Raw genomic sequence first — 24,444 nt, 5'->3', positions numbered from 1 at the left:
ATCTTTGCCTTCTGAACAAGAATCACCAGATATGTCCAATCGCAGCAAGGAAGCCTACAAAGATGAAAATGCCCAATTAAAAAAGCGCATTAAAGAGCTGGAGAAAGCTCTGTCTTTCTCCAAGCTGGAAACAGAAGCCCGTGAGTTGATGATTACGCGTGCTGAAGAACTCTTCAACATCCCTATCAGAAAAAAATCTGGGGCCAAATCGTAACGGAACTGGTCAGTCAGCGCAACCTGAAAGTTGCGTTGGCCTGCCGTCTGTTTGGCCATTGTCGTCAAGCCTACTACCAGTCAAAGGCTGACATTGAGAGTCAGATACATAGGGAACGTCTCATGCTGGATGCTGTCCGTGATATCCGTATCGAAGATCCGGGTATAGGCTGTTACAAACTGTGGATTATGCTCACCGTGCTTTTTGGAGCCGGGTTCATGCCTGGGCGGGACAGCTTTTATGCATTGCTCCGGCAACACCGCTTGATGCTTCCTGCCCGCAAGACCCGGCATACGACGAACTCCAACCATCGCTACCACAAGTGGAAGAACCTAATCAAAGGACTGACCTTGACTTCAGCCAACCAGTTGTGGGTCAGCGACATTACTTATATACCACTTGCCAATGGTGAAGTCTGTTATCTGCATCTGATTACGGATGCCTACTCCCATAAGATAGTGGGATGGGTGCTTGCCGACACCTTACGGGTATCGGCAACCATCAATGCATTGCAACAGGCTATAGAGCAGGCTGTTGAAATGACAGGAGATGAAAATCTTACGGGCCTGATACATCACTCGGACCGTGGCGTACAATACTGTTGCGACCCATACGTGGCACTTCTTCAGAAACATGGCATTGCCATCAGTATGACGGAAGACTACAAACCCACCGACAATGCCGTTGCGGAACGTATCAACGGGATTATTAAGGCGGAAAGCAGCCATCCTCGAGGCCGGTTCAACGAAATCGGGCATGCAAGAAATGTCATAGCTCGCTACATACATTTCTATAACCATCGCAGACCGCATATGAGTATCGGGTATAAAATACCTGCTGTGGCGCATCTGGAGAAGGGAATACAGAAGAAAATGTGGAAGAAGAAAAAATATCCTTCCACAAGTAGCAATAAAAAGAAGGATGCAATATCTTTGCAAAGCCGGACAGCAAGTCCGGGCGAAGGCGCAGGACAGCGCACCTGACAAAGACAGAATGCCTCTTTTAGGGGCACCCAGTCTTGCCGGACAAGCAAGCACGGGCTCTGCAAATGCAGCAGGATGACTGTCAACAGAATCAGGACAACTCACTTTGCTGTGTCTACTATATCAGCAGGGCTTGGGAAGAAGTGACTACTGAACCAGTACAACATTCCAAGAACCGTCTACTGATATCGGTTATAAAAAGAAAAAGCGTCTAGCTAAATCAGGAAAAGACATACCCCAGGATGTAACTACCTTTACCCCGATATGTAACGGCCTTTACCCCGGTGTGTAAAGAGTCTTTCCCCGGCATGTAACGTCTTTTACATAAGGATGTAACAACGCTGTAAATGTAATGTATTGACAATAAGCCCCTAAACCCATCCATCAGTTTACCACTTCTTATACTGCAAATGACTATTTCTGCCATCCTCCTTCATCGTGGAATATAGAATTAAATAATAATCACACAAAGTATATTTTCAGCAAAAAACTTTTAAATAAATAATAAAAACACCACCTTTGTAGTTCATTCTTTCAGAGTCTATGTGGAATAGTACTTTACTATACAAAGACACTACCATTCAGAATGCGTAAATGTAAGATGAATCAATATGCAGAAAGAAAATGATACTTTATTGGTAGCCAAGTTGAGAGAAGGCAATAAATTTGCCTTTGAAGCATTGTACGAAAAATACAGTGCCAGGCTGTACAACACCATCGTCCTTCTCGTATATGACAAATCATTAGCCAAAGACATCACCCAAAGCAGCTTCATGACGATATGGGAAAAACGCAGTAATCTGGATACCGAGAAAAGTTTTCCGGCATATCTATGCACCATCGCACGCAACATGGTATACAAAGAAACCGAACGAAGATTATTACACAACAAATTTGTAGAAAACAAGCTGAAAACAGAAGCAGAGGCTATCGAGGAAGATACGATGGATATGGACGTCTCCATCATTGAAAAACAGATAGAGCAACTTCTGCAAAGCCTGCCAGAAGTTTCACGGGAAGTCTTTCAGCTGAAAAGAGCAGGAAAACTGTCCAACAAGGAAATCGCCTCACAGCTAGATTTGACGGAACGTGCCGTAGAGGCTCATTTCTACCGTACTATGAAACTACTGAAAGAAGAATTACGCAAATTCATCATGCTTTTCCTCTCCTTCTACTTTCTAAATAATTGTTAAAGCACGAAAATCCGTGAGTGTTTTGGCAGGCATACAGATATATACTACAGAACATGGATAAAAAAGACAGTCATATTGAACTTTTGGATCGTTTCTTTCGAGGACTGACCAGCCCTGAAGAAGATGTACAGTTGAAATCATGGATTAAGCAACCGGATTTTCAACAGAAATTTTCCGCATACTATCAGCAATGCTGGGCACTGGCTCCGGACACGATGGACAAAGCCGTACAAAATGAAATGTTCACCGAACTTTTAAGCCAGATAGACGCAAGTTCCACCACGGAAACGAAGGTCCTGAAAACAAGGAACCGTTTCCTGCGTCAGATTGGGCGCTATGCTGCAGTTGCCTGCATCATATTGGCAGTGGGAAGCGGAGCCTATTATGCAGGAGTCAAACGACCGGCCGATGACGCCAATACAGAAGTCACCATGTCCGTATCCAACGGGCAGAAGGCCGACATCATTTTGGCTGACGGCACAAAGGTCTACATCAATTCTGATTCAAGAATTGTATATGACAACACTTACAACAAGAAAACACGTATGGTCTCCCTGGAAGGAGAGGCCTATTTTGAAGTTGCAAAGGACAAGGAAAAGCCTTTCATCGTGAAAGCAAATGGCATCAATGTACAAGCGTTAGGTACAAGCTTCAATATACGTGCACATAAAGACGATAAATCAGTAGCTGTAATCCTGATAAGTGGAAAGGTTAAAGTAGACGACGGCAGACACGAGGCATATATGAAGCCAAACGAAAGGCTCGTTTGCAACCTGACCAATGGACAGTTCGAAAAAAGCGAGCTTCATCCTAATGCAAGCAACTTACTGTGGAGAAGCAACGAACTAGCACTCTATGGTGAATCCTTTGAAGAAATTTGTACCATGCTTACTCGAATGTATAATTGCAAATTTATATTCAAAAACGAGAAAGCCAAACAATATACTTATCATGGCATCATTAAAAACGGCAGTTTAAACAATGTATTGGAATACATCAGCCAAGCTGGCGGCATTAATTACAAGATAGAATCTGACAATACGATTATAATATATTAGTAGTGTAAAATAGCCCTTTATATTAACTAAAACAAAAAGTATATGGAATAGATTTTATAGGATTTTTACCTCAGACACAATGACCTACTTCTGGCAGCGACAATAAAATTTAAACATTCGAGAAATATAGTTTTAATATACTCTAATAGCTTAATTAGGGTTAGTCTTTGTCGTACCTTCCTTAAAGTAAAAAAGTAATTAACCTGATATGATAAGACATGAGACAAAATAAAATAATTACGCGATTTTCAATATTACTGGGAGTGCTGTTCTTCTGGGGAAATAGCTTTGCCCAAATCAGTTTATCTATAAACCAGCAGACTATCAAGCAGATTATACCTCAAATTGAAAAGACTAGCGGCTACAATGTATTCTATACCGACAAACTGCCCAATCTTGATACCCGAAAAGATTTGCTGGTATCCAATGCCCCACTTGAAGCCACCCTAAAGGAATTGTTCAAAGGGACCAAAATTACTTTCGAAATAAAACCCAACAAGCAGGTTCTACTATTTCAACAAGCCAACAAGCCCTCAGGCAATAGGAAACAAGTACCCAGCAAGTTATTGGTGGAAGCAGAAAGCTTTGACAGAAAGGGGGGATGGGTAGTAGACCAGCAATTCATGGACCTCATGGGTTCACCTTATCTGATGGCTCATGGAATGGGAGTCCCGGTTGAGGATGCCTCCACTACCATTTCTTTTCCTGAAGACGGTACATATTATGTATTTGTACGCACCTACAACTGGACTTCTCCCTGGTATGATGGTAAAGGACCGGGAAAATTCACTTTAGCCGTCGACAATAAAAAGTTGCCAGTGGTTTTAGGGGACGAGGGCAAACAATGGATGTGGCAACCTGCCGGAACAGTCTCTGTAAAAGCAGGAAGCTCTAGTCTGACATTAAAAGATTTGACCGGTTTTAATGGCCGTTGCGATGCCATTTATTTTACTACGGAAAAAGGGCAGCTCCCTCCCGCTCAGGCCACACAACTGACAGATTTCCGTAAAAAGATGCTGGATATTCCAGCCGAACCGGAGCAATACTCCTATGATGTGATTGTAACTGGTGGCGGTATAGCCGGTATGTGTGCAGCCGCAACCGCTTCCAGATTGGGATGCAAAGTGGCATTAATCAACGACCGCCCAGTACTTGGCGGCAATAATAGCTCTGAAGTCAGGGTTCACTTAGGGGGCAATATCGGAGTAGGCCCCAATTCCGGACTGGGACGTATGATAAGAGAATTCGGACATTCTAAAGAAGGAAATGCCAAACCTGCCGCAAACTATGAAGATGAAAAGAAGGAGCTTTTTATCGCCAATGAAAAGAATATCACCCTTTATGCCAACTACCGTGCCATATCTGTAAAGACCGATGGCAACAGAATAGAATCTGTCATCATCAAGCATATAGAGAATGGAAAAGAAGTGGAACTGAAAGCACCATTGTTCTCCGACTGTACCGGAGACGGCACCATCGGGTATCTGGCCGGTGCAGACTACAACATGGGACGCGAATCCCGTGCCGAATACGGAGAAGAGCTGGCACCGATTCAACCGGACAAAATGACAATGGGTTCATCCGTACAATGGTACTCTGCAGACAAAGGTAAACCTACCCGTTTCCCTATTTTCTCGTACGGTCTGCAATTCAATGAAAAAAATTGCGAAAAAGTGACGATGGGTGAATGGAAATGGGAAACCGGCATGAACTTCAATCAAATCGACGACTTCGAACGTATACGTGATTATGGCTTAATGGTCATCTATTCTAATTGGAGTTTTCTGAAAAATGAATCAAAGGACAACAAGAAATATAAGAACCGCGCATTGGACTGGGTAGCCTATATTGCCGGAAAACGCGAGTCACGCCGATTGTTGGGCGATTATATTCTAAAGCAAGATGATATAGATAAAAATGTCTATCACGAAGATGCCTCCTTCGTCACAACCTGGAGCATCGACCTGCATTTCCCGGATTCGCTCAATGCATCACACTTTCCTGATGCGCCTTTCAAAGCAGCAACCAAACACATCCATATATATCCTTATGCAGTGCCCTATCGCTGCCTATATTCCAGAAATATCGAGAATCTTTTTATGGCGGGCCGCAATATCAGTGTTACCCATGTGGCACTGGGCACTGTCCGCGTAATGCGTACCACCGGAATGATGGGCGAAGTTGTCGGGATGGCAGCTTTCTTATGTAAAAAGTACAACACCACTCCGAGAGGAGTATATCAGAAACACCTACCGGAATTGAAAGCACTGATGAAAGAGGGAGTAGGAAAAAAAGAAGGGATTCCTGATAATCAGAAGTTCAATGAACAAAAATTATTAAAAAAGCCTCGTATATTTGCCATTGAAAAAAACAAGAAGTAAGAAACACGTTGATACTACAATTTAAGTATTAATAAAACACGCATATCATGAAAAATATTCTAACATTATTATTTGTCCTTTTCGGAGGATATTCGTTACACGCACAAGATACCTGCTACGGCCTTCTGAGAAATGACACTTTAACCATCGGAAACAATTTGGTCGAACGTACCTTTTTGTGGAACGGGGGAAATATCATAACTTACCGCCTGACCGACAAGAGTAATGGAAAATCATGGAAGAACCACAGCCTTACTCCAGATTTCAGAGTAACGAAAAATTTGCCGCAACCATCAAACGGTTCACTCAAAGTAGTTCCCGTAAAAGAGACTAAAATATTTCCCGCTTATCTGAAAGTAGAAGTTTCTTTCAGCCTGGAGAAGCTAGATATAAAACGGGTATATCGTATTTATGATGATTGTCCAGCCATAGCCTGCGACACCTATTTAAGAGGAACAGTAAACAGTATTTTCGGAGGCAGAGAAGTTAGTGCAGCCGACCGGAAGAATATTGAATTCGCCGAAGACATGAAATCTAAAGAAGTAACCGCTGTACTAGACCAGTTCCATTTCCAAGGACAACATTGGCACGCTCGCAGCGTGGAATTTTCCGATGTGACCGACTGGCACAACAACCTGGTTTTCGAGAAAGAGATTATTTCCTACCGCAAACTGGGATATCGCGGCAATCTGCTGTTTGCCTTTAATGGCGAGGACAACTGTGGCATCTTCTTTTTAAAAGAGGTTCCCTGCTCTTCGGTACAATTAGCCTATCAAGGAAAGGATTTTCTGACTGATTTCGGAAAGTTTACAGTAACCGGTCTGGGCATTACCGAGAAAGACGTGACTCCCGACCGTTGGACCAAAACATACGGATGTGTATTGGGAATATACGGAGAAGATGAACTGAGCCGCCTACAAGCGCTTCGTTCATATCAGAAGAATATACGTACTTACCGGGCCGACCGCGACGAGATGATTATGATGAACACCTGGGGAGACCGTAGCCAGGACTCAAAAGTAAACGAATCCTTCTGTTTGAAAGAACTGGAACGCGCCGCCCGTCTGGGAATCACCCATTTCCAGATTGATGATGGCTGGCAAATAGGTAAAAGTCCTAATTCAGTTGTAGCCCGCGGTTCATTCAAGAACATTTGGGACAATAAAGACTACTGGAAACCCGATCCGCAAAAGTATCCACGTGGTTTGCATCCCATCGTAAAGCGTGGCAAGGAATTAGGTATTGAAATCGGTCTTTGGTTCAATCCCAGCATACAAAATGATTTTGCCGATTGGCAGAAAGATGCGCAAGCACTCATCAGCCTCTATCGCGAATACGGCATCAAAATATTCAAGATAGACGGGCTCACCATTCCCAGTAAAGAAGCCGAAACAAACCTGCACCGCTTATTCAACAAAGTGCTGGAAGAGACGGACGAGGAAGTGATTTTCAACCTTGATGCGACAGCCAGCCGCCGCGGAGGCTACCACATGTTCAATGAATATGGAAATATCTTTCTGGAAAACCGTTATACCGACTGGCAGAACTACTATCCTTACTGGACTTTGCGTAACCTCTGGATGCTTTCCAAATATGTTCCGGCAGAAAAGCTGCAAATAGAGTTCCTGAACAAATGGAGAAATACGGATAAATATAAAGGAGAAGTCTTCGCTCCGGAAAACTATTCATTTGAATATCTGTTTGCTACGACTTTAGCAGGACAGCCGCTTGCCTGGATGGAAGGTACCAATCTACCCGAGGAAGCATTTACATTACGAGAACATACAGAAGCCTACAAGAAATTTCAGCATGACATGCATTCCGGCACTATCCTACCCATAGGAGATGAACCATCGGGACGCTCTTGGACCGGCTTCCAGTCTCTAAAGAAAGATAGAGGATACTTGATTGTGTACCGTGAAAATCATCCAGAAGGGACTACAGAAGTCGATACCTGGCTGCCAGAAGGTGTCACAGTAAGATGTATCCCACTGATGGGACACGGCAAAGCTATGACAGCAGTAACCGGAAAGAAAGGAAGGCTGGAAATCTCTCTGCCATCAATCAATGACTATGTTGTCTACAAGTATGAAATTAAAAACAAACGCTAAAATAAATAACGACATGAGAACACTTTTCTTACTCACAACATTGCTTTTCATCATCCCGAACATGTTCGGACAAAAAGAATATCGCCTAAACTCACCGGACGGCAAGTTAGAGGTTACCTTATATATAGGTGACCGGATTACTTACGAGCTGACGGAAGAAGGGCATACATTGGTAGCCCCCTCTCCCTTATCAGTACATCTGGATAATGGGACAGTCTGGGGTAACGGCTCCCATCTTAAGAGAGTCAGTCATCGCCAGGCAAATGAGGTGATTCCCTCTCCTTTCTACAAACGCAGTGAAGTAAAGGATGTCTATAATGAAATGACGTTAAGTTTCCGGGAACATTTCAACCTCATTTTCAGAATGTACAATGAAGGAATGGCATACCGGTTCGCAGCGACCGGAAACAGACCGTTCAAAGTTACAAACGAAGAAGCCGCCTTCAACTTCAACAAGGACTACAAATCGATTGTTCCTTATGTAAAAGATGGCGATAAACAACCGATAGAAGCCCAGTTCTCCAACTCTTTTGAAAACACCTATACACATATAGAGCTATCCGGACTGAACCCCCAAAGACTGATGTTTACCCCCGTAGTAATAGAGCAGGAAAACGGCCGTAAACTTTGTATTGCCGAATCCGACGTGGAGAGCTATCCGGGCATGTTCCTCATCAACAGAAACGGGGGAACAGCACTCACTTCCGCTTTTGCCGCCGTCCCCAAAACAAAAAAACAAGGCGGGCATAACCAACTGCAAATATTAGTCACAGAGCGTGAAAACTACATTGCTTCCTGCCAGCCGAAAGCCAAACTACCCTGGCGCATCATTGTTGTGGCAAGAAATGACAAGGAGCTGGCAGATAACGATATGGTTTATAAGCTGGCTGCTCCATCACGCATGAAAGACATCTCATGGATACGTCCGGGCAAAGTGGCCTGGGAATGGTGGAACCATTGGGGAATCAAAGGCGTGGATTTCGAAGCTGGAATAAACAATGAAACATACATGCACTATATCGACTTCGCCTCCCGGCATGGCATCGAGTATGTGATTCTGGATGAAGGCTGGGCTGTCAACCTCAAGGCTGACCTTTTCCAAATTGTACCGGAAATTGATTTAAAAAAGCTCACGGCCTATGCCAGGCAAAAGAATGTAGGACTCATCCTTTGGGCAGGTTACCATGCCTTTGCCCGCGACATGGAACATGTATGCAAGCACTATTCCGAAATGGGCATCAAAGGATTCAAGATTGACTTTATGGATAGGGATGACCAGGAAATGGTAGACTTCCACTACCGGGCTGCCGAAACTGCCGCTAAATATAAGTTGATGGTAGACTTTCACGGCACGTACAAACCTACCGGGCTGAACCGCACTTATCCCAATGTCATCAACTATGAAGCCGTTCACGGGCTGGAACAGATGAAGTGGAGTGACATCCATACCGACCAGGTAACCTACGATGTCACCATGCCATTTATCCGTATGCTGGCCGGACCGGTAGACTATACACAAGGCGCCATGCACAATGCCAACAAACGGTGTTACCACTCCTCAATGGATACCCCAATGAGCCAGGGAACCCGTTGCCGCCAATTAGCTGAATATGTAGTATTTGAATCACCATTGAACATGTTGTGCGACAGTCCCACCAATTACGACCGTGAAGAAGAATGCACGGAATTCATCGCTACCATCCCTACCGTTTGGGAACAAACAATAGCCATGAACGGAGAAATTGGAAAATACATTACAATGGCGCGCAGGAAAGGAGATGTCTGGTATGTCGGCTCCCTAACCAATTGGGATGCACGTACTCTGACACTGGACCTTTCTTTCCTCGGTGCAGGCAGATGGAAAGCGGAAATGTTTCATGACGGAGTGAATGCCAACCGCCTGGCTTCCGACTACCAAAAGACCGTCACAGACATTCCTGCATCCCGTAAACTGACCGTCAAAATGGCACAAGGAGGCGGATGCGCATTGAAAATATACAAAGAATAATTCATAGGCTTTTTAAACGTTAACTGATACATACGATTTATGAAAATTAAAAGATTAATGATTACTTGTTTGCTCGCAGTGTCTGTACTGGGAGGCAAGTCACAAGCACAAGACTTATTGTCCAATGTTTACGGACGCGATTACCAGCTACTGAATGGGAAGTGGGGAGCCATTGTAGACCTTTATGACCAAGGAGAAAGGATGCAGGTGTACAAAAACAGAAAACCTCAAGACAACAAGCAATTTTATGAATACTCTTTCGACGGAGGTTTGGTCCTGAATGTACCTGCCGATTTCAATTCACAAATGCCCGAGTTGAAATTTTATGAAGGAACAGTATGGTACGGACGCTCTTTCGATACCCCAAAGACTGACGGCAAACGTTTGTTTCTCTATTTCGGTGCGGTAAGTTACCGTAGCAAAATATATCTGAACGGGGAGAAAATAGCCAGTCATGAAGGCGGATTCACTCCCTTCCAGGTGGAAATCACAGATAAGGTAAAGCAAAAGGACAACTTCCTGGTGGTGAAAGTCAACAATACCCGCACCACGGATGCCATCCCTGCCATGTCCTTTGACTGGTGGAATTACGGCGGCATCACACGCGATGTAATGTTGGTAAGCGTTCCACAAAGCTACATCAAAGACCATTTCATCCAGTTGGACAAGGTACAATCCAACCTGATTCGTGCCAAAGTAACCTTATCCGAAGCAAAGCCTGGCATCAACGTACAAGTCGCCATCCCCGAATTGGGCATCAGACAGAACATGACTACCGATGCCAACGGAATTGCCCAGGCCACTATCAAAACCAAAAAACTGCAACGTTGGTCACCGGATGCTCCAAAGCTGTATGATGTAACCATCACTTCGGAAAGTGACCGGCTCAACGAGCAAATTGGTTTCCGTAACCTTTATGTAAAAGGCGAAGATATCTATCTGAACGACCAGCCCATCTTCCTGCGCAGTATCAGCTTCCACGAGGAAATTCCGCAACGCCGCGGGCGTGCCTTCTCTGAAGCGGACGCAACAATGCTGTTGGCCGAAGCCAAAGAGCTGGGTGCCAACATGATTCGTCTGGCACATTATCCACAAAATGAATATACTGTCCGCCTAGCAGAAAGAATGGGATTTCTTTTATGGGAAGAGATACCTATCTGGCAAGGGATTGACTTCAAAAATACCGCTACCCGTGAGAAAGCAGGCAGAATGATTAAAGAGATGGTGATGCGCGACAAAAACCGTTGTTCCGTTGCCTTTTGGGGGATTGCCAATGAAACAGCCACTTCCGCCCCGCGCAATGAATTTCTGAAACACATGAAACAATGTTGCCTGGACATCGACTCAACCCGTCTGATTACGGCCGCCTTCGATTTGGTACGCTTCAACCGCGAAAGCCGGAACTTTGAGATGAATGACTCCATTATCAACATCCTGGACATGGTAGCCATCAACAAATATATGGGATGGTATCATGACTGGCCACTGGCTCCGGACCAGGCTGTCTGGAATGTAGCTCCCGGCAAACCTCTTTTCATTTCCGAGTTCGGAGGCGAAGCGCTCTATGGCAAACATGGCGACGCGGAAGTCAAGAGTTCTTGGAGTGAGGATTATCAGGCACAACTCTACAAGGACAATCTGGAAATGTTCAAGCATATCCCCAACCTGCGCGGAACATCGCCGTGGATTCTTTTTGATTTCCGTTCTCCCTTCCGTTTCCATCCACACCAGGGAGGGGAATGGAACCGTAAAGGACTGGTTTCCGACCAGGGACAACGCAAAAAAGCATGGTACATCATGCGTGATTACTATAACCAAAAGAAAACAGAACAATGAAGCACAAAATAAAACACTACATGGCTGCCCTCCTCCTGACCTCTATGGTCTGGAGCGGGCATGCCCAAGAAAAGAATGAAATGGACTTGTCTGGTGAATGGGCATTCCAGACAGATGTCATGGACTTCCGGAGAGGTTCACTGGACGTACGTTACTGCCATCGCCTGCAGGAAAGCATCGTTCTGCCGGGAATTACAGATGACTATAAAATAGGCTACAAATCTCCTTACCGCCACCTGGATAGGCTGACCCGTGTCTACGAATATATGGGCCCCGCATGGTACCAGCGAGAAATAGAAATTCCTGTGGCATGGAAAGGCAAACGCATTTTCCTCTATTTTGAACGTACACACTGGCTCAGTTCGGTATATGTAGGCAAAGAAGAAGTGAGTAAAATAGACTACATCAGTATTCCCCACAACCACGAACTGACCCAATGGCTACATCCAGGCAAAAAAGAACTGATAACTTTCTGTATAGACAACCGCTACCAGTACGATACCCATAAATGGGACCATGCCCACTCCGAATTTACCCAAATAAACTGGAACGGAGTATTGGGCGAAATTAAGCTGGTAGCTGTAGACCCAGTCTATGTAGATGACATGCAGGTCTATCCGGACATCAAGAACAAAAGCATCAAAGTCAAAATGACTGTCCGCAACTGTACAGAACATACCGCCAGCGGCAAAATATCCTTCCACGTGACAGGAAAGGACTATAGACTACAAAAGGAAGTACCAGTAACAGTGACCGATTCCATTACTTATATCGAGGAAGAAATGTTTTTGGGTAAGGATATCCATTTGTGGAATGAGTTCCATCCCAATCTTTATACGTTGGACTGTAAGTTGACTTCCAGTGTAGAGGGCCAATCCTATGCGCATGAGAAAAGCACAACTTTCGGTATGCGCGAAGTAGAGGCTGGTGAGGACCATATCATCCTTAATGGCGAACCCATACACCTGCGCGGTACCGTTGAAAACGCAGTGTTCCCCAAGACCGGCTATGCTCCCGTGGACGATGCCTCTTGGGAACGTGTACTCCGTATCCTAAAAGAATATGGTATGAACCATATGCGCTTCCACTCCTGGTGTCCTCCTGCCGCTGCGTTCCGTATGGCAGACAAGCTGGGTGTCTATCTGGAGGTGGAAATGCCGATGTGGGGTAAAGATGCCCAACCCGATGAGAAGCGCTGGAATTTCTTCCGTCGCGAGCTGCGGGGTATCTTGAAAGAATATGGGAATCACCCTTCCTTCATTCTCTACTGTAACGGAAACGAAATTACCGGCGATTTCAGTTTCATAGAAGAGCTTACCGCCACGGCCCGCCAGTTGGATAACCGCCGTCTATACAGCGGTTCCACAGCCCGCACACGTGTCAAATCAGACCAGTTCTACATTACCCATCAGACTACCAAAGGACACATGGCCATCTACGAAGGACGTCCTTATACAAACTGGGACAAAAACAAGGAACTGGGAGTAGGCCTGCCCATCATCTCGCATGAATCCGGACAGCGGTGCATCTATCCCAATTTCGAGGAAATAAAGAACTTCACCGGCCCCGTACAAGCGCGTAATTTCGAGATATTCCGTGAACTGCTGGACAAAAACCACATGCTCGACCAAGCACATGACTTCTTCCGTGCTTCTGGAGCCTTGACCGCCATAGAGTACAAGGATGTCATAGAAGCCCAGTTGCGCACTTATCTGAAAGGCGGTTTCCAATTACTGTCTCTGAATGATTTTACCGGACAAGGATATGCACCGGTAGGCATTCTCGATCCTTTCTGGAATACCAAAGGGCTCATCACACCGGAAAAGTGGCGCGAGTTCTGTGCACCGACTGTTGTGTTGCTCCGTTTCGACAAACGCGCACTTTACAATGATGAAGTATTTGAAGGAAAAGCGGAAATATACAATTATGGACCTACCCTATTGAAAAACGCAAAAATCAATTGGAGTATCACCGACAGCAACGGTAAAACCCTTAAGAGCGGAAAACTGAAAACACAAACTGTCGGAAAGAACGGGGTATTTCCACTTGGCAGTTTCAGTTATGCATTGAACAATATCACTGAACCACAGAAGCTGACGGTCCATCTTTCTGTTGCACACGTAAAAAACAGCTGGGATATCTGGGTATATCCCCGTCATAGCAACTTAATGCAGTCCACTAGTGAAGTGCTCTACACCACAGTATTCGATGAAAAAGCAAAACAACACCTTGCCGATGGCAAGAAAGTGGTACTCTGCCCCAAACCTTCCAAAGTAAAAGGTCGTAAATCCGTGTTCCACAATCACTTTTGGAATCCGATAATGTTCAAATGGCCTCCTATGACCATTGGCTGTCTGATTCATGACGACCAGCCTATATTCGAGCATTTCATAACTTCCTACCATACTGACTGGCAGTGGTGGGACATTCTGGAAAATGCCAAGGTTATTGAGATGAAAGATGCTCCGGCAGCACTGCGGCCTTTCATACAAGTAATAGACCATTACGACAATAATGAAAAGCTCGGTATTGGTTTCGAAGCAAAAGTGAAGAAAGGCAGTCTACTGGTACTAGCCGTAGATACCCAGAAAAACATCAACGAACGTCCTGCCACCCAGCAATTGCTGGAAAGCATTGACCGCTACGTAAAGAGTGACAAATTCGCTCCGCAAATTACCGTTGACGAGTCCTACATTGAATCATTCTTAAAGAAATAAATAAAGGAAATATGATGAAATTATTCTTGCTTTGGGCTCTTTTGTTGCTGCCGGTCGGACCGGCAGCAGCACAAGAGATAAAAATGTCACAAACAGCTCCATTGGAACAAGTTTATGGAGAAACTGTAGAAGATGATGCCTTACTGCCCATGAATGAACTGGATATGGATTTTGGCTATGCCCTCTATGAGACAACCGTTGATGTGGAAGAGGAGAATCCCACACTAACTATTGAAAACGTACGGGATTATGCTGTGGTCTATGCAGACGGCAAACTGCAAGGATATTTAAAAGATAGCAGTAAAAGCTTGAAAACCAATCTACCGATAGGTATACACAAACTTAGTATCTATACTGAAAATATCGGACGTATTACCTATGGTCCTGAAATTCTGGACAATTCAAAAGGTATCTACGGCAGCATAACATTGGGAAAGACAGATTTAGAAGGCTGGAAGATGACCCCATTGGAAATTAAGGAATGCGATGTGGCCGGAATAACTTTCAAAGAAGGTACCTCCTCCATCCCTTGCTTCCGTAAAGGTTGTGTCACAGTAAGCAATCCGGCACAAGAGACCTTTCTTGACGTGTCTGGCTGGGGAATGGGAGAAGTCTGGATAAACGGGCAATATTTGGGTGCCTACTGGGAAGAAAATGCAGAAAAGACCCTGGAGATACCTGCTGGTGCTCTGATAGCAGGTAATAATGAAATAGTGGTATTTGAACTAAAAAATAACGAACAAGCTTCCATGACACTAACCGATAAGCCTATTTTCAAATAAGCCCTTGCATGTACTTGTTTATATTCCTTAAAAAAACGACCTTTGTGTAGGAGCAGATTCCGAAAAACGTGTCTTATTTAATGAGAATAGCATAATTATATATATCATGAAGAAACTAACATTTATCAGTTGCCTCCTTTTAAGTGGTTGCCTGGCCGGAGCAATGGCTGCAAACAAAAAGCAACCCATCTACAAAGATGCCAAAGCTCCCATTGAGGAGCGTGTGAATGACCTGGTCAGCAGAATGACGCTGGAAGAAAAGGTACAACAACTCAACCAGTACACTTTGGGGCGGAATAACAACGAGAACAATCGTGGTGAGGAAGTAAAAAAAATTCCTGCCACATTAGGCTCCCTCATTTATTTTGATGAAGATGCCAATCTGCGTAACGAGGCTCAGAGAAAAGCAATGGAAGAATCACGTCTGGGTATCCCCATCCTTTTCGGATACGACGTCATCCACGGGTTCCGTACCATTTATCCCATCTCTTTGGGACAAGCATGTTCTTGGAATCCCCAATTGGTAGAACAGGCATGTGCCGTTGCCGCCCAGGAAGCACGCATGTCCGGGGTAGACTGGACTTTTTCCCCTATGATTGACGTGGCAAGAGACGGACGCTGGGGACGCGTTGCAGAGGGCTATGGCGAAGACCCTTATACCAATGCTGTATTCGGTGTCGCATCTATCAAAGGATACCAAGGTGAAGACATGTCCGACAGCAAGCGAGTAGCCGCCTGCCTTAAACATTATATCGGATACGGCGCTTCTGAAGCAGGACGTGACTATGTTTATACGGAAATCTCCAATCAGACTCTGTGGGACACCTATATTCCTCCCTATGAAGCTGGCGTAAAAGCCGGTGCCGCTACTTTAATGAGTTCATTCAATGACATCAGCGGCACTCCCGGAAGCGCCAACCATTACACGATGACAGAAATTCTGAAGAACCGTTGGAAACACGACGGCTTTGTTGTTTCAGACTGGTCTGCAGTACCGCAACTTATTGACCAGGGCCATGCTGCCGACCGCAAAGAAGCTGCCCGTCTGGCTTTCAACGCCGGCCTAGAAATGGACATGATGGGGCATTGCTATGACAGGCATATGGCAAAGCTGGTGGAAGAAGGTAAAATAAGCATGCAACTGGTGGACGATGCAGTAAAACGCGTGCTCCGTATCAAATTCCGCCTTGGACTTTTTGACAATCCCTACACCCCGACATCTACAGAAAAAGAGCGCTTCCTCCTTCCACAAAGCCTGGCTATTGCAGAGAAACTGGCAGAAGAGAGCATTGTTCTACTGAAGAATGAAAACAAGGTACTCCCTCTGGCAAACGGGAACAAGCCAACTATCGCCGTCATGGGGCCTCTGGTAGAAAACTATGCCGAGCTCCTGGGGTCATGGTATGGACATGGACATGCAGAAGATGTCCTCCCCATCAAAAAGGCGCTGGATGCAGAATTTGCAGGCAAGGCTGAACTGATTTATACCGAGGGTTGTGATTTCGACGGTAACGACACTTCCAAATTCAGTGAGGCACTGGCTGTAGCCCGGAAAGCAGATGTCATTCTACTCTGTATGGGTGAAAAGAAAAAGTGGAGTGGCGAAAACGCATCGCGTTCCATCATAGAACTGCCTGCCATTCAAGAGGAATTCATTGCTGAAATGAAGAAAGCATGCAAACCGATTGTTCTGGTACTGGCTAACGGACGTCCTTTGGGACTCTCTAAAGTGGAACCTCTCTGTGACGCCATCGTTGAAATGTGGCAACCGGGAGTACCTGGCGGTAAACCATTGGCAGGTGTCTTGTCCGGCCGGGTAAATCCTTCGGGCAAGCTTTCCATTACTTTTCCACGTTCCACCGGACAGATTCCAATCTATTACAATCAGCGCAAAACAGCCCGTCCACAAAGTGGCAAATATCAAGACCTCCCCTCTACCCCACTGTATGAATTCGGATACGGCTTGAGTTATACCACCTTTAATTATGGTAATATCAACTTGCCCAAAGAAACCATCAGACGCGGTGAAAAGTTGGTAATGGAAATCCCAGTCACCAATGTAGGCAAACGTGACGGTGCAGAAGTGGTGCATTGGTTTATCTCAGACCCATTTAGCACGATTACCCGTCCATGCAAAGAGTTGAAGCACTTCGAAAAGCAACTAATTAAAGCAGGTGAAACACATATATTCCGCTTTGAAATAGACCCGATGCGTGATCTTGGTTTTGTAAATGCCAATGGTGAACATTTCCTTGAGAATGGAGAATATTATGTAATAGTGAAAGACCAGAAAGTAAAATTCACGGTTATAGATTAATCTTCTTTTTATATTGCAGGCCATCCTCCTTTCATCATTCTAAAAGGCAGATGGCCTGCGATTTCTATTTTAGAACAAATAAGTATACTGTTCTCCTAAAAATTTCTTGATATGCTTCAAGGCTTTGGTTATTTGGGCCTCCACCGTCTTGACAGAAATCCCCATTTCCCCGGCAATTTCTTGATTAGTCTTCCCTTCCTCCCTACTTTTGCGATAAACCTGCCCACATTTGTCCGGAAGGGAACAAACAGCTTCTTCAATCAATCGGTTCAGTTCTTCCATCTCCACCGAAGTATCAGCAGCAAGAGCATATCCATATTCTTCTCCTCCCTCGATGGGAACCGTATCCTTTTCATCGCGTAAAGCATTCAGGCAACGATTACGTGCAGACTGGAAAAGATAAGCCTTGAATGAGATTTTAAGAGTCAAATCGGCCCTACCCTCCCACAAATTCATAAAGATAGAAAGGGCCAGTTCTTCTATCTCCTGCTTGTCTCTCAGATAAAGGGACATGAAGCGGCAGAGTGAAACAAAATAAGTATCGAAAAGGTGCTTGAAAGCCTTCTCGTCATCTTGTTTGATTAACTGTAACAATAGGATATCATCTTCTGCAGGCATATCGAAGTTATATTAGATAGGGCTTCTTGAGTGGCAAAGATACTAATATTATTCGTTCCTCGAAATTTATTAAAAAAATAATTGGAATTGGAATAAGGGTTAAACTCAAGTGATGTGTCATATAAGTGAAGGCCTATAAAAACATCGTGATCATGAAAAAAAGTGTTCCTTGGAATTTAATCATTCCTAAGTTGAAACAGGAAATTTCCGCAGACGAAGAGCGGCAATTGGAGACTTGGTTACGCAGCAGTAACAACGAAGCGTTATTCAAGGAATTGCAACTGTTATGGGAAAAAATTCAGGCAAATGTAGAAAACTACACGCCCAATACCGAATATTATTGGAATGAACTTGTCAACCGTATGCACGCCAGCGAGCCTAAGCAGACTGAAAAACCTGCAAAGAAACGCTTCGAACTGAAACGGATATACCGCTACGCAGTAGCTGCATGTATAGCTGTTGCCATCGGTTGCTCATTCTACATAGGATTCCTTAACGGACAGCCTGAAGCCATGCCGCAGTTATACTCTAATTTGTCGGGTAAGTCTAAGGTTCTCCTTCCTGACGGAAGCGAAGTATGGATGCATACAGAGACCTCTTTGCAATACGAATCACAAATGAATAAGGATGAGCGTATCGTAAATGTAACTGGTGAAGCTTACTTCGATGTAGCACACGATGCTGACAAACCTTTTATCGTGCAGACAGAAGGTATGCGTATCGTAGTTCACGGAACCAAATTCAATGTCGATGCATTCCCCGGTTCGGAAAATACATTGGTGAGTTTGGTAGAAGGGTCCGTCTCTTTGGAAACCGAGACAGAGAACCGTTTCCTCAAACCGGGCGAAACAGCTACTTTTAATCGGAAAACCCTGACACTTAAGGTAGAAAAAGATGATGTACATTTTGCCTCTTCGTGGGCAAATACACAACTCGTATTCAGAAACCGTTCATTGGGAGACATTTGCAAACTGCTTTCTAAATGGTATCGGGTAAAGATAGACGTGGATCCTACATTATCCAATAAATATTTCTATACGTTTACGTTGCGTAGCGAACCGCTGGACGAAATACTCCGCATCATGGCACGCATCCAACCTATGAAATATACCTTTAACGAAGAGAATGAGTTGACAATTTCGTTTGCAGACACAAAACAAAAAGTAAAATGAAACAGTAACAAAATTAAAAACTTATGCCAAACAAATGAGAAATGCACATTATTTAATAATTAACGAAAAGTAAACACCTACATTAATCTTTAAATTTAAGACAATTATGGATATAAGAAAACAACTCATCATTCTTATACTGGTACTTCTATGTGCCCCGGTTTCTGCACAAAAGAAAGAGAAACTGATCACACTGAAGTTCACAAATATCCCATTATCAGAGGCTATGCCAAAAGTGGAAAAGCAAAGCGGATACACTTTCTTCTATGAATCGCAGCAAATAGACATCAAACAGAAAGTCAGCCTGAATGTTAAGAATGAAACTATTAATAAGACAATAGCAGCCTTATTGAAAGGGACTAATGTTAAATTTGAAATCGACGCAACACACATTATTTTATATACCGGAAAGAATAACAAAGCAATATCCGGACAACCACAGAACATCTCTGGTACAGTAATTGACGAAAGTGGTGAACCGATTATCGGAGCAAATGTCATGGTGGAAGGAACCAGTACTGGTGTCATTACAGATCTTGACGGAAAATACACAATCAACGCACCGGCAGGGAGTAATCTCAAAATCTCCTATATCGGTTATGTGACACAGACTGTAAAAGCTGGTAGAAACAGTACCGTAAAGTTAGTGGAAGACAGTAAAACACTGGCAGAAGTCGTGGTAATCGGCTATGGTACACAGCGTAAGTCCGACCTGACTGGAGGTCTGGTATCAGTAGACCAGAAGAAACTGAACATGATAAATAGCAGTAACTTGATGGACCGTCTCGCAGGACAAATTCCGGGCTTAAGCGTAACTACTGGTGATGCGAAACCGGGGGCAGACCAAACCCTCCGTGTACGTGGTGAAAACTCATTAAGTGCTGACAATGCACCGCTTATTGTATTGGACGGTATTCCTTACAATGGTTCTTTGAGTGATATTGACCCAAACATCATCGAAAGCCTTAGTGTCTTGAAAGATGCTTCCGCAGCAGCTATCTACGGCTCACGCGGTTCCAATGGTGTTATCTTGATTCAATCAAAGAAAGGCAAGAAAGGTGCACCCCAAGTTACATACAAAGGGCAGTTCAGAATGTCGCAACCCCAACAGACTATTGATGTGATGACTCCAGACGAATACATCACATTTAAACAAGACATTGCACGCCTGAAAGATGGATGGAGCGGAGACCAATTGGCTCCTGAGAATATTCTGAGTGCCAGCGAACTTATAAATTACAAGAAAGGCGTTACAAACGACTGGCAGGACTATATTTTCCGCAATGCATTTACCATGGAACATCAAGTAGGCATTTCCGGAGGTACTGAAAGCACCACTTATATGGGGGCAGTTTCCTATCTGGATCAAGAAGGTGTAGTCTACAATTCTGCTATGAAACGTTACAATATCAATTTGAATGTCACACAAGTATTAAACAAATGGCTGACTATTGGTATACAGACCCAATTTATTCAAAGAGATGGCGGTGGTATAACCCCGAATATTGAACATGCTGTAAAGCAAAGTCCTTATGGTATCTACAAAGATGAAAACGGCAAGTATTATGAAGAACCTATGGACCAATCCCTGATTATTAACCCGATGGCCAATGTCAATGCCGACCAAGATCAAACAAGACGTAACTTCTTCATCAACACCTATGCTGACATTCTGTTGCCGGTAAAAGGTCTTTCAGCCCGTACAACCTTTGGTTACAACTATCGTAGCGACTTTACCGGCACATACTATGGCCGTGACACCAAAGACGGTAGAACAGCCAGCGGAAAAGCCAGCATCAACAATGAACACTACTGGGATTACACTTGGGAAAATCTGCTCAAATATAATCGTGAATTTGGCAAGCACCGTTTCGACGCTACAGGTTTGTTCAGTGTACAACAAACTCAGAAAAAGACTTCCAAGTCAAGTGCCGAAAGTTTTGTAAACGATGATTCCAGTTATCATAACATCAATGCAGGTGAAAAGAATAAAACCGTAAGTTCTGGTTTATCAGAAACCTCGATGCTGTCTTATATGCTTCGCTTGAATTATTCATATGCAGGAAAATATATGTTGACCCTGACCGGACGTTCCGACGGCTATTCTGCCTTCGGTGCAAACAACAAGTATGCATTCTTCCCGTCAGTGGCTGCTGCATGGAACATTGCTTCCGAAAGTTTTATGGAAAATGCACAAAACTGGCTGGACCAATTGAAGCTCCGCGTATCTTATGGTTCTAACGGTAACCAAGCCATCAACCCCTATCAGACATTGGACCGTCTGCACCTCACAAACTATATCTGGGGTGACGGTGGAGCAGGTGTCAACGGTGCTTATCTGGCCAATGACGGTGTCGGAAATCCGAATCTAAAGTGGGAAACAACCCAAACATTCAACGTCGGTATCGACTATTCATTCTTCAACGGCCGTATCAACGGTAACATTGAAATGTATGTCGCCAACACAAAAGACTTGCTGATGAAACGTACTGTTCCTATCATGAACGGCTATAAAACCATTTGGGATAATGTGGGTAAAACACGCAATAAAGGTGTTGAATTTACCTTGAACACCGTCAACATACGTAATAAGGACTTCGAATGGAGCACCGGAATCATCTTTTCACTGAACCGTGACAAGATTGTAGACCTACGTGGTGACAAAAAAGATGATATCACCAATAAATGGTTCATCGGCAAACCCTTGCGAGTTTACTACGACTATGACGTCGACGGCATCTGGCAGCAAGGTGACAAATTCACCTATACCGCAGCAGACGGTACAGAAAAAGAGATCCAAAAAGGTGCCAAACCAGGTTCTGCCAAAGTGAAAGATGCAGACGGAAACGGTTATATTGACTCCAATGACAAAGTTATCATCGGTTCAAAGAATCCAAGCTTCCTCATGTCTATGAGCAATACATTGACTTACAAGAACTTTTACTTGTCATTCCTACTGAATGGAACCTTCAAAGTTACACGTGAGTTGAACGAAGCCAATATCGGAAGTTGGAGTTACAACTTATACAACTATCTGCATAATGCCGATTACTGGACACCGGAACACACCAATTCCAAATATGCTTCTCCAGCATATAACAACTTCGACGGACACAGCTATTACAAAGACTTTACATACATCCAAATAAAGAATATCACTTTAGGATACAATTTTGAAAAGAATTTTGTAAAGAAATTGGGACTGAGCGGTTTGGGAGTCAATATCAGTGTGGAGAATCCTTATACATTCTGTGACATACGCAGCGTATTGAACTATGACAACAGTTGGTTTGCCTCTTACCCGACTGCACGTTCCTACGTACTTGGACTGAACTTATCATTCTAAACTTACTTAAATATATATACAATGAAAAATTATATATCAAAAGCAACTCTAGCTCTGTTAGTAGCTCTGTCTGCTACCGGTTGCTCTGACTTTCTGGATGAGAAACTGAAAAGTGAACTAGCTCCGGACAACACATATACAAGTTCCTATGGTTTCGAAGTAGGTTCTACCGGACTTTATGCCGAAGCACGCTCTGAATACAACACTTGGGGTGAAAACGGTGCCTTCATGCACAATGCCGCTTGCCCTTACGAAGCATTGCAGATTGCCACTGACCTTGCTACCATGGGTACCAAAGACGGTTCTATCCAACCGTTCGGTTTCTTGACATTAACTCCAAATACCGGTATTGTAGGCTCCTACTGGAACTGGGCTTATAGTCTGATTGCAGGAGCCAATGAGATGTTGAAATACTCGGAAATAAACACGAACTGGGATAATAGCACAGACAAGGCGCTCTATCAGGCAGAATCACGTTTTTTCCGCGCCTATGCATACCGTACATTGGTTTATCTGTATGGAGACGTTCCTTATGTAGACAAGATTCAAGATCAGTTCAGAATCGATTTTACCCGTACACCGAAGGAAGAGGTTATTGCCCACATGGTAGAAGACCTTCAGTTTGCTGTCGAGAACCTGCCTACTGACCCTGATGCCGTAAAAGTCGGCAAGCTGACCAAATGGGCGGCAGAACACTTACTAAGTGAGGTTTACTTGATGCAGGGTGATTATGCAAAGGCTGAAACTGCCGCAGAGAATGTCATCAACAGCGGATATTTCCACTTGATGGAAGACCGCTTCGGTGAAAAGGCAAAAGCAAACGGCGATGTGTTCTCCGACCTATTCGTTGAAAACAATCAAAATCGCACATCCGGCAATATGGAAAGCATTTGGGTCATGCAGTTTGAATATAACACTACTGGTGGCGGTACAAATTCCGATGACTGGACACGCCGTGCCTGGGAACCCAAATACTTCGAAATTACCGGTTTTGTTTTGGCAGACTCACTGGGTGGCCGCGGCTTGTCGCAATTGGTACCAATGAAATGGTGGATTGGAGAAGATACCGGTTTCTTTGATGAAGAAGACATTCGTAATTCCGAATACAACATCAAACGTAACTGGTATTACAACAACGAGAACATGCCCGACCTTTATGGTAAAAAAGCCACGATTACAGACGAAACATGGTTTACCACCTTCCGTCTTTATCCGGCTCTGACAAAATTCTTCTATGGCCGTTCCGAAAACCTTTCTTTGACCGGTTCCTACCGTGACCGCATGAAGTTCCGTTTGTCCGAGACTTATCTCTTACTCTGCGAAGCAAGGTTGGGGTTGAACGATATTTCAGGTGCCCGCGAAGCAATCAATGTTGTACGCCGTCGCGCGCATGCTCCTGAAATTACGGACAGTGAAATGACCATGGACTTCTTGCTGGACGAACGTATCCGCGAGTTGGTAGGTGAAGAATCACGCCGCTTTACCTTATGCCGTACCGGCAAATTATTGGAGCGTACCCGCAAATACAATACAGAATCGGGGCCCGTTATGCGTGATTACCACACATTATGGCCGATTCCTCAGAGCATAATCGATTCAAATACGGGTGCAGAATTCCCGCAAAACGAGGGATATTAACAGCACAAAGACAAAATAAAACACGAATAAAGGTAAAAAGATAGTTTTCAAGATTCTCATAAAGGGAATT

At 44.2% G+C, this 24,444-nt stretch carries 14 protein-coding genes and 1 pseudogene; 14 read left to right on the top strand and 1 reads right to left on the bottom strand.

Annotated elements, in window-relative coordinates:
* From DWX62_RS17800 to DWX62_RS17745, 11 genes and pseudogenes are all read left to right on the top strand, one after another.
* Positions 1–214, top strand: a pseudogene (locus DWX62_RS17800) (transposase); the annotation flags it as partial.
* The gene (locus DWX62_RS17795; protein ID WP_227212994.1) at positions 196–1,197 is read left to right on the top strand and encodes an IS3 family transposase; all 1,002 of its coding nucleotides are present in this window, start codon (positions 196–198) and stop codon (positions 1,195–1,197) included. The pseudogene DWX62_RS17800 and the gene DWX62_RS17795, both read left to right, overlap by 19 nt.
* 611 nt (positions 1,198–1,808) lie before the next feature.
* Positions 1,809–2,390 carry an RNA polymerase sigma-70 factor gene (locus DWX62_RS17785; RefSeq protein ID WP_005829818.1) on the top strand — a complete coding sequence of 194 codons (582 nt, stop codon included), beginning with the start codon at positions 1,809–1,811 and terminating at the stop codon, positions 2,388–2,390.
* A gap of 53 nt (positions 2,391–2,443) precedes the next feature.
* On the top strand, positions 2,444–3,448 hold the full coding sequence (locus tag DWX62_RS17780; RefSeq protein WP_009037867.1) for a FecR family protein: 1,005 nt from the start codon (positions 2,444–2,446) through the stop codon (positions 3,446–3,448).
* Between the two features lie 218 nt (positions 3,449–3,666).
* Complete coding sequence (locus DWX62_RS17775) at positions 3,667–5,829, top strand: FAD-dependent oxidoreductase (protein WP_118264529.1); 2,163 nt, start codon at positions 3,667–3,669, stop codon at positions 5,827–5,829.
* Between the two features lie 47 nt (positions 5,830–5,876).
* Positions 5,877–7,940, top strand: coding sequence for an alpha-galactosidase (locus DWX62_RS17770; protein ID WP_120173044.1), 2,064 nt, complete (start codon positions 5,877–5,879; stop codon positions 7,938–7,940).
* Positions 7,941–7,953: 13 nt separating this feature from the next.
* Positions 7,954–9,948, top strand: a complete 1,995-nt coding sequence (locus DWX62_RS17765; RefSeq protein ID WP_117879004.1) for a glycoside hydrolase family 97 protein — start codon at positions 7,954–7,956, stop codon at positions 9,946–9,948.
* 39 nt (positions 9,949–9,987) lie between these two features.
* Positions 9,988–11,784, top strand: coding sequence for a glycoside hydrolase family 2 TIM barrel-domain containing protein (locus DWX62_RS17760; RefSeq protein WP_117879003.1), 1,797 nt, complete (start codon positions 9,988–9,990; stop codon positions 11,782–11,784).
* Positions 11,781–14,501 carry a sugar-binding domain-containing protein gene (locus DWX62_RS17755; protein WP_120173043.1) on the top strand — a complete coding sequence of 907 codons (2,721 nt, stop codon included), beginning with the start codon at positions 11,781–11,783 and terminating at the stop codon, positions 14,499–14,501. The genes DWX62_RS17760 and DWX62_RS17755 overlap by 4 nt, the downstream gene beginning before the upstream one ends.
* A gap of 11 nt (positions 14,502–14,512) precedes the next feature.
* Positions 14,513–15,283 (top strand): hypothetical protein, encoded by a 771-nt coding sequence (locus tag DWX62_RS17750; RefSeq protein ID WP_009037861.1) that lies wholly within the window; start codon positions 14,513–14,515, stop codon positions 15,281–15,283.
* A gap of 106 nt (positions 15,284–15,389) precedes the next feature.
* Positions 15,390–17,600: a glycoside hydrolase family 3 N-terminal domain-containing protein gene (locus DWX62_RS17745; protein WP_120173042.1), complete on the top strand. Its 2,211-nt coding sequence runs from the start codon at positions 15,390–15,392 to the stop codon at positions 17,598–17,600.
* Between the two features lie 69 nt (positions 17,601–17,669).
* Here the strand turns inward: DWX62_RS17745 and DWX62_RS17740 are convergent, their stop codons facing one another.
* Complete coding sequence (locus tag DWX62_RS17740) at positions 17,670–18,218, bottom strand: RNA polymerase sigma-70 factor (protein ID WP_005829791.1); 549 nt, start codon at positions 18,216–18,218, stop codon at positions 17,670–17,672.
* A gap of 152 nt (positions 18,219–18,370) precedes the next feature.
* Between DWX62_RS17740 and DWX62_RS17735 the strand changes: the two genes are divergently transcribed.
* The 3 genes from DWX62_RS17735 to DWX62_RS17725 all read left to right on the top strand — a co-directional run bounded on the left by DWX62_RS17735 (position 18,371) and on the right by DWX62_RS17725 (position 24,374).
* Positions 18,371–19,390 (top strand): FecR domain-containing protein, encoded by a 1,020-nt coding sequence (locus DWX62_RS17735; RefSeq protein WP_120173045.1) that lies wholly within the window; start codon positions 18,371–18,373, stop codon positions 19,388–19,390.
* A gap of 106 nt (positions 19,391–19,496) precedes the next feature.
* Positions 19,497–22,736, top strand: coding sequence for a TonB-dependent receptor (locus DWX62_RS17730; RefSeq protein WP_120173041.1), 3,240 nt, complete (start codon positions 19,497–19,499; stop codon positions 22,734–22,736).
* Positions 22,737–22,757: 21 nt separating this feature from the next.
* Positions 22,758–24,374, top strand: a complete 1,617-nt coding sequence (locus DWX62_RS17725) for a RagB/SusD family nutrient uptake outer membrane protein (RefSeq protein WP_009037857.1) — start codon at positions 22,758–22,760, stop codon at positions 24,372–24,374.
* The last annotated feature ends 70 nt before the right edge of the window (positions 24,375–24,444 follow it).

This window comes from Bacteroides sp. AF20-13LB, from assembly GCF_003603065.1.
In the GTDB taxonomy this organism is placed as follows: Bacteria; Bacteroidota; Bacteroidia; order Bacteroidales; family Bacteroidaceae; genus Bacteroides; species Bacteroides uniformis.
The sequence above is the reverse complement of the archived record's forward strand: the minus strand, read 5'-3'. Positions and strand labels throughout refer to the sequence as shown.